Origin of the sequence: Streptomyces sp. LS1784 (genome assembly GCF_020103755.1) — a bacterium.
Taxonomy (GTDB): Bacteria; Actinomycetota; Actinomycetes; order Streptomycetales; family Streptomycetaceae; genus Kitasatospora.
This window is the reverse complement of sequence record NZ_JAHSQD010000435.1, coordinates 1-6,968: the sequence shown is the minus strand read 5'-3', so window position 1 is coordinate 6,968 and position 6,968 is coordinate 1. Positions and strand designations below refer to the sequence as shown.

Below are 6,968 nucleotides of genomic sequence, written 5' to 3'. Positions count from 1 at the left end.
GGGATGTCAACATATCTGGCGTTGACTTTTGGCACGCTGTTGAGTTCTCAAGGAACGGACGCTTCCTTCGGACCGCCTTCCAGCAGGCCCTCCGGGCTTCGTTCTTTCGTGTTTCCAGCTTATCAGATGTTTTCCGCTCCGTTTCCGGGGCTTCGTTCATCCAACTCGCCGGTGTCTTCCAGGGTTTGACGCCCCGTCCGACGTTTCAAACTCTAGCCGATCTCCGCTCCGAAAAGCGAATCCGACCGCAACCCGATAAAACGCGCACGCCGAATACGCACCAGGCCGTCACGCGGAAAAGCGAAAAAGCGAAAACGACCGGCACGAACCGGGAGGTGGTGTTTCAGGGGATTGGCCGCTCCGGGACCGTCCGCGCAGACGCGTGTCCGGTGCTCCCTGCCGAGCGACTAGAGAACACTACCCCTCTCCGACACCGGAGGCAAACCCGCGCCTGAGACGGTCCGGGTGCAGAGCGCCCGGCCGGGCTTCACGTACTCGCCGTTGGGGTGGTCGTTGCCGGTGACCCAGCGGCAGGCGGTGGCCTCGTCGCGGCCGCCGTCGCGGTGTCGCCGCAGCAGGCGCTCCTCGCGGACGTCGTCGTCGGTGTGCACGTACCAGAGCTCGTGCAGCAGCCGGCGGGCGTCGGGCCAGGGTGCGTCGGCGGAGGCGAGGTAGTTGCCCTCGGTGATGACGAGCCGGGTGTGCGGGCGGACTACATGGCGGGCGGCGACCGGTTCGTCCAGGGCGCGGTCGAAGTCCGGGACGTAGATGTCCTGGAAGCGGTCGTCGGCGATGCGGCGCAGCAGGGCGACGTAGCCGTGGGCGTCGAAGGTGGCCGGGGCGCCCTTGCGCCGGGTCAGGCCAAGGCGGTCGAGCTGGGCGCCGGAGAGGTGGAAGCCGTCGAGCGGGACGTAGGCGGCGGTGCCGGGGCCTTCGGCGCGCTCGACCTCGGTGACCAGGTGGCGGGCCAGGGTGGACTTGCCGGCACCGGGCGGGCCGGCAAGTCCGAGGATCGTGCGGGCGTTGCTGCCCCGGCCCCGGAGGAAGCCGAGGGCGAGGGCGGTGAGGCGGTCCTCGTTCATGGCCGCACCTTACTCAGGGCGCCCCGTCCCGGGCAGGGCTCGCCGGGCCGGATCGGCTCAGCGGTCGGCGAGGGCGGGCAGGTCGAGGGTGAGGGTGCCGGCGTCGGCGTCGAGCAGGGCGGGAACGCCGAGCGGGACGGTGAGGGTGGACGGGCAGTGGCCGAAGCCCAGCTCCCAGAGCACGGGGACGCCGAGCCCGCCGAGCCGGTCGAGCATCACGTCCCGGACCCGCTCGGGCCGTCCGCAGCCCTCCCAGGAGCCGAGGGCCAGGCCGGCCACGCCGTCGAGGGCGCCGGAGCGCAGGAGCTGGGTGAGCAGCCGGTCGAGCTGGTAGGGGTGCTCGTTCACGTCTTCGAGCAGCAGGATGCCGCCCTCGTAGGAGGGCCGGGCGGCGGGCGTGCCGCGCTCGGCGGTGAGGACGTGGAGGCAGCCACCGGCCGTGACGCCGCGGGCCTGGCCGGGAACGAGCGGGGCGGCGGTGGGTGAGGTGAGGACGGTGGTGGCGGCAGGGTCGAAGAGGGTGCGGCGCAGGTGCTCGGCGGTCGGGCTGTCGGAGACGAAGGAGGCGCCGGCGGCCAGCGGTCCGTAGAGGGTGGCGAGGCCGAGGCGCTGGGCGAAGGCCTCGTGCAGGGAGCTGACGTCGCTGAAGCCGATGAAGGGCTTGGGCCCGGCGGCGCGCATCGCGGTCCAGTCCAGCAGGTCGAGCATGCGGTGCACGCCGTACCCGCCGCGGGCGCAGATGACGGCGTCGACGGTGGGGTCGACCCAGGCGGACTGGAGGTCGCCGGCACGATCGGCGTCGGTGCCGGCCAGGTAGCCGAGGGAGGAGTGGGTGTCGAGGACGTGCGGGGCAACGGTGACGCGCAGCCCCCAGGAGCGGAGGATCGCGCACCCTGCGGTGAGGCGTTCGGCGTCGATGGGGCCGCTGGGGGCGACGACGGTGATGTGGTCGCCGGGTCGCAGGTGCGGCGGGCGGGTCAGTCCCTGGCCGGGTGTGGTCGGGTGCTGGTCCATGGGCCGGGCCACCTTTCGGGCGCGGGAGCGGGGTGCGGGCGGTCGCGCTGTGGCCGCGACCGCCCGGTGACGATATGCCCCGTGTCAACCGGCCGATGTCCGCCGGTCGGCGTCCGCCGGATGCGGTCCGCGGGTCGGCAGGTCCCGACGGGGGACCCGGCAGGCTCCTGCAGACTCCGTCGCGCTCGGGAAGGGCGGGCGGTGGGTGCTCTTCAGATCACCGCCCCCATCACCTCCCGGACCTCGGTGAGGGTGGCGTCGGCGACGGCGTTGGCGTGCTCGGCGCCGTCGCGCAGGACCTGCCGCAGGTGGCCCCGGTCGGCGGCGAGTTCGGCCCGGCGGGCGCGCATCGGGCGGAGGAACTCGTTGACGGACTCGGTGACGGTGCGCTTGAGCGCGGCGGCGCCGCCGTCGCCGATCTCCTCGGCGACGGCCTCGGGGGCGCGGTCCTGGCAGAGCGCGGCGAGCAGGACGAGGCTGGAGACCTCGGGCCGGTTGACCGGGTCGTAGCCGATCCGGCGGTCGGCGTCGGTCCTCGCACCGCGGATGATCCGGGCGGTCTCGTCCTCGGTGGCGCCGAGGGCGACGGCGTTGCCCCGGCTCTTGCTCATCTTGCCGCCGTCGGTGCCGAGCAGCATCGGGGCGTCGGAGAGCAGGGCCTGCGGGCGGGGGAAGACGGCGCGGCCGTCGGCGTGCGGGTAGCGCTCGTTGAACCGGCGGGCGACGGTGCGGGCGACTTCGAGGTGGGGCAGCTGGTCCTGGCCGACCGGCACCAGGTCGGCCTTGCAGAAGAGGATGTCGGCGGCCTGGTGGACGGGGTACGTGAACATCAGGCCGCTGACGGCGGACTGCCGGGAGTGGGCGATCTCGTCCTTGACGGTGGGGTTGCGGCCCAGTTCGGCGACGCTGACCAGGCTGAGGAAGGGAAGCAGCAGCTGGTTGAGGGCGGGGACGGCGCTGTGCGGGAAGATCGTCGCCCGCTCGGGGTCGAGGCCGGCGGCGAGGTAGTCGAGGACGAGGTTCTCGGTGTGCTCGGCAAGCCGGTCGGCGAGGTCGCGGTCGGTGATGACCTGGTAGTCGGCGACCACGACGAACATCTCGACGCCCTGGTCCTGGAGCCGGACCCGGTTGCGCAGGGTGCCGAAGTAGTGGCCGAGGTGGAGCGGTCCGGTGGGGCGGTCCCCGGTGAGGACGCGGTGGGCAGTCGGGTCGTCGGACGGAACGGGGACGGCGGCGCGAACGGGAGCCGCGGCGGCGGCGATGGTCTCGGTGGTCAAGGTCTCTCTCCTCGGTGCGGCGGTGGTGGCGGCCGTCCGGGGCGAGGGGCCCGTCCTGCGGGGAGCGCGGAAAACGCAGCAGGGCCGTCCATCCCGGACGGCCCTGGGTCAGGCGAGTGGGGTGGCCGTCCTAGGACGGCCACCAGCACAGGCCCACGAAGCGCTTCATGCGCCCAACAGTAGTGGCGTCAGTCCTCCACGACCAGCGCCGGGGTGTCCTTGCGCAGCGTCTCGCCGCGGAAGAACTCCGGCCGGATGAAGCCGTACCAGGTCATCAGCCCGGCGCCGAGCAGCAGGATGCCGACGCCGATCACGAAGACCGAACCGATGCCGAAGACCGAACCGCTGCCGTAGTCGGGGGCCCAGGCGTCGGTGAGGGTCTGCAGGAAGACCGCGCTGAGCAGCACGCCGCCGAGGAACGGGGCGACGCCCTTGAGCAGCAGGTCGCGGGCACCGGTGCGCAGCGAGCGGCGGAAGTACCAGACGCAGGCGAAGGCGGTCAGCGCGTAGTAGAAGCAGATCATCAAGCCGAGCGCCAGGATGGTGTCCTGGACGACGTTCTCGCTGATCAGGCTCATGCCGACGTAGAAGACCGCGGTGGCGATGCCCGCCGCGACGGTGGCGTAGCCCGGGGTGCGGTAGCGCGGGTGGACGGCGCCGAAGCGCGGTGGCACGGCGCGGTAGGCGCTCATCGCGAGCAGGGTGCGGGCCACCGGGATGAAGGTGGTCTGCAGGCTGGCGGCGGCGCTGGCGACGACGGCCAGGAAGAGCAGGATGCTCCACGGCGAGCCGAGCACCGGGCGGGCCAGCGCGGCGAAGACGTTGTCGGCGGTGGCCGGGTTGCCGAGACCGTTGCCGGTGGTGCCGACGCCCGCGAACATCTGGGAGGCGATCGCGACCAGCAGGTACGAGCCGACCAGGGTGACCATGGAGATCATCGCGGCGCGGCCGGGGGTCTTGGCGCTGCCCTGCGTCTCCTCGTTCATGGTCAGGCAGGTGTCCCAGCCCCAGTACATGAAGATCGACAGCGACAGTCCGGCGGTGAACGCGCTGAACGAGTCGACTTCGAGCGGGTTGAGCCAGGAGAGCGAGAAGCCGATCGAGTCGGGCAGGTCGCCGGAGGCGGCCTTGCCGATGGCGATGGCGGAGAAGAGCAGCAGCACGGCCAGCTGGAGGCCGACCAGGCTGTACTGGAACCACTTGGTGGCGGTCATCCCCCGGTAGCTCATCGCGGTGGCGCCGGCGATCAGCAGGACCACGGTGAGCAGGTGGACGGCCTTGTTCTGGTCGAGTTCGGTGACCCAGCTGCTGCCGGTCATCTCCCCCAGCATCAGGTACAGGAAGTCGGTCGCGACCCCGGCCAGGTTGGAGAGCACGATGATGGTCGCCACCGTCAGGCCCCAGCCGGCCATCCAGCCGATCCGGGGGCCGAAGGCCCGGACGCCCCAGGTGAAGGACGTGCCGCAGTCCGGGAAGTCCTTGTTCAGCTCCTTGTACGCGAACGCGACGAGCAGCATCGGCAGGAAGCCCGCCAGGAACACCGCAGGCATCTGGACGCCGACCGCGGTGACGGTCGGACCGAGCGTGGCGGTCAGGCAGTAGACCGGGGCGACCGTCGAGACGCCCAGCACCACGCTGCTCAGCAGGCCGACGGAACCGCCCCGTAGACCCTTGTCCCCCGCTCCCCCAGCGGTCCCCTGATCGGCGGGGACCCCACCACTGATGCCACTGACCGGGGCACCCTGCGGAGCGCCGGGCGCCATTGCCCGGCCGCTGCTCGTGTGCTCTGAGAGCTGCTGATCAAACACCAGCGCACCCTAGATCCGGGCATGGAAGGTTGAGTAGACCAACCCTTGGTGATCTAAACCACGTGCTTCGATTCGTCCCCATGGAGGCCGACTGAGTCGATGCATTCACGCCTTGTTAGCCCATGTACCTTTGTTTCAAAGGATCTGAGCCAAGAAAATTTCTTCCTTTTGCCAAGGTTCGTCATAGTTTGCCCTCCCGGCACGGAGGGGTCGCGACCCCGCCGCCTTCGAGTTCAGATAGGTTTGCCTAACCTAATTTCGATCGCGAAGGAGCGTCGCGTGCCCACCACCTCCGACGACCAGGCCCTCCTCCCCCGCACCGCCACCCGCCGCAGGTTCCTCACCGCAGGGATCGCCGGAGGCGCGGTGCTCGGCCTCGGCGGGCTGCTCACCGCCTGTGGCGGATCGGGCGGATCGGGCGGCAGCGCCGATTCGACCCCGGGCGGCGGCTCCTCCCCGAACCAGAAGTCGGTCAAGCAGGGCGGCGACGACTACGCCACCGTGATCGAGAAGATGAAGGGCTTCGGCACCGACGCCGCCCCCGGCGTCTACCCGCGCACCCTCAAGCACGCGATGGGCGAGACCGTCATCCCGGCCAGGCCCACCCGCGTCGTGGTGCTGGACACCGGCGAGCTCGACAACGTCGTCGCCCTCGGCATCCAGCCGGTCGGCGTCGTGCACACCGACGGTTCCAAGTCCCTGCCGTCCTACCTCAAGGACAAGGCCGGCAGCCCTGCCGCCGTCGGCACCATCAACAGCCTCAACCTGGAGGCGATCGCCGCGCTCAAGCCGGACCTGATCCTCGGCAGCCAGCTGCGCGCCCAGGACCAGTACGTACAGCTGTCCAAGATCGCGCCGACCGTCTTCTCGCTGCGCCCCGGCTACCCCTGGAAGCAGAACTTCCTGCTCAACGCGAGTGCGTTCGGCCTGGAGGCCGAGGCCGGGACGCAGCTCGACGCGTACCAGGCGGCGGCCGCGGCGATCGGCGCGAAGCTCGGTGACAAGCGGCCCACCATCACGCCGCTGCGCTTCATGCCGGGCCGGACCCGGCTCTACGCCGAGCTCTCCTTCATCGGCACCATCCTCACCGACGTGCCGCTGCCGCAGCCCGGGATCGAGCAGGTCCGGGAGCTCGCGGTGGAGGTCAGCCCGGAGCAGATCGACAAGGCCGACGCCGACTGGATCTTCTACGGCGTGTACGGCAGCCCCAGCTCGACCAACCAGGACGCGGTGCTGGGCGGCGCGCTCTGGAAGACGCTCGGAGCGGTCAAGTCCGGTCAGGCCCGGCCGGTTTCGGACGAGACCTGGTTCCTCGGGCTCGGCGTGATGGCGGCGAACGCGGTGCTCACCGACCTCAAGGGCTTTGTGGCGCCCGGAAGTTGATACTGACCGGCGGGGCAGGGGCGGGGTCGGCACGCAGAACAGGACGCCGTTCCGGTCGTGTGGCAACGGTGTTCGCCCAGCGCTGTCTTGGGCGATCCCCCGCTCATCCCGCACCGATCCCGCGGTGGTGTCGCGCACACCGTCGGGTCCGACGCTTGGAGCTGATCGCGTGGTGCGGGAGGATCGTCGGGACCGTTCCCCGAAGGGCCCGCAGATGACCTCGCTCCACCCCGCCGCAACCGCCCCGTCCCTGCCCGGCCCGCCCGGGGACAGTGCCGGATCCTCACCCCCGTCCGCCGAGCCCGGCCCGCCCGCCGCGGCCGTCCCGATGTGCTCGATCGCGTCCGCCGCCGAGCCCGGTGCGGCCTCGCCCGGCTCCCCGGAGGGGGCGGCGCGCCAGGACG

5 protein-coding genes and 1 pseudogene are annotated in these 6,968 nt (G+C 71.2%); 2 read left to right on the top strand and 4 right to left on the bottom strand.

Translation table 11 applies throughout. The features are described 5' to 3' along the window. Positions 1-407 precede the first annotated feature (407 nt). From KS423_RS33790 to KS423_RS33775, 4 genes are all read right to left on the bottom strand, one after another. The gene (locus KS423_RS33790) at positions 408-1,082 is read right to left on the bottom strand and encodes a nucleoside/nucleotide kinase family protein (protein WP_224283567.1); all 675 of its coding nucleotides are present in this window, start codon (positions 1,080-1,082) and stop codon (positions 408-410) included. A gap of 57 nt (positions 1,083-1,139) precedes the next feature. Then, the gene (locus KS423_RS33785; protein WP_224283566.1) at positions 1,140-2,096 is read right to left on the bottom strand and encodes an LD-carboxypeptidase; all 957 of its coding nucleotides are present in this window, start codon (positions 2,094-2,096) and stop codon (positions 1,140-1,142) included. A gap of 212 nt (positions 2,097-2,308) precedes the next feature. Further along, the gene (gene trpS / locus KS423_RS33780; RefSeq protein WP_224283569.1) at positions 2,309-3,358 is read right to left on the bottom strand and encodes a tryptophan--tRNA ligase; all 1,050 of its coding nucleotides are present in this window, start codon (positions 3,356-3,358) and stop codon (positions 2,309-2,311) included. A 203-nt stretch (positions 3,359-3,561) separates the two neighbouring features. Further along, positions 3,562-5,136 carry an APC family permease gene (locus KS423_RS33775; RefSeq protein WP_224283568.1) on the bottom strand — a complete coding sequence of 525 codons (1,575 nt, stop codon included), beginning with the start codon at positions 5,134-5,136 and terminating at the stop codon, positions 3,562-3,564. 324 nt (positions 5,137-5,460) lie between these two features. Between KS423_RS33775 and KS423_RS33770 the strand changes: the two genes are divergently transcribed. Both KS423_RS33770 and KS423_RS33765 read left to right on the top strand, forming a co-directional pair. Beyond that, on the top strand, positions 5,461-6,564 hold the full coding sequence (locus KS423_RS33770; protein WP_224283565.1) for an ABC transporter substrate-binding protein: 1,104 nt from the start codon (positions 5,461-5,463) through the stop codon (positions 6,562-6,564). Positions 6,565-6,778: 214 nt separating this feature from the next. After that, a pseudogene (locus KS423_RS33765) lies at positions 6,779-6,968 on the top strand (hypothetical protein); the annotation flags it as partial.

What these genes read in the sequence shown, in the direction of transcription:
- KS423_RS33775 (WP_224283568.1), bottom strand. Translation starts at nt 5,136, where the DNA reads ATGGCGCCCGGCGCTCCGCAGGGTGCCCCGGTCAGTGGCATCAGTGGT.
- KS423_RS33785 (WP_224283566.1), bottom strand. Translation starts at nt 2,096, where the DNA reads ATGGACCAGCACCCGACCACACCCGGCCAGGGACTGACCCGCCCGCCG.
- KS423_RS33790 (WP_224283567.1), bottom strand. Translation starts at nt 1,082, where the DNA reads ATGAACGAGGACCGCCTCACCGCCCTCGCCCTCGGCTTCCTCCGGGGC.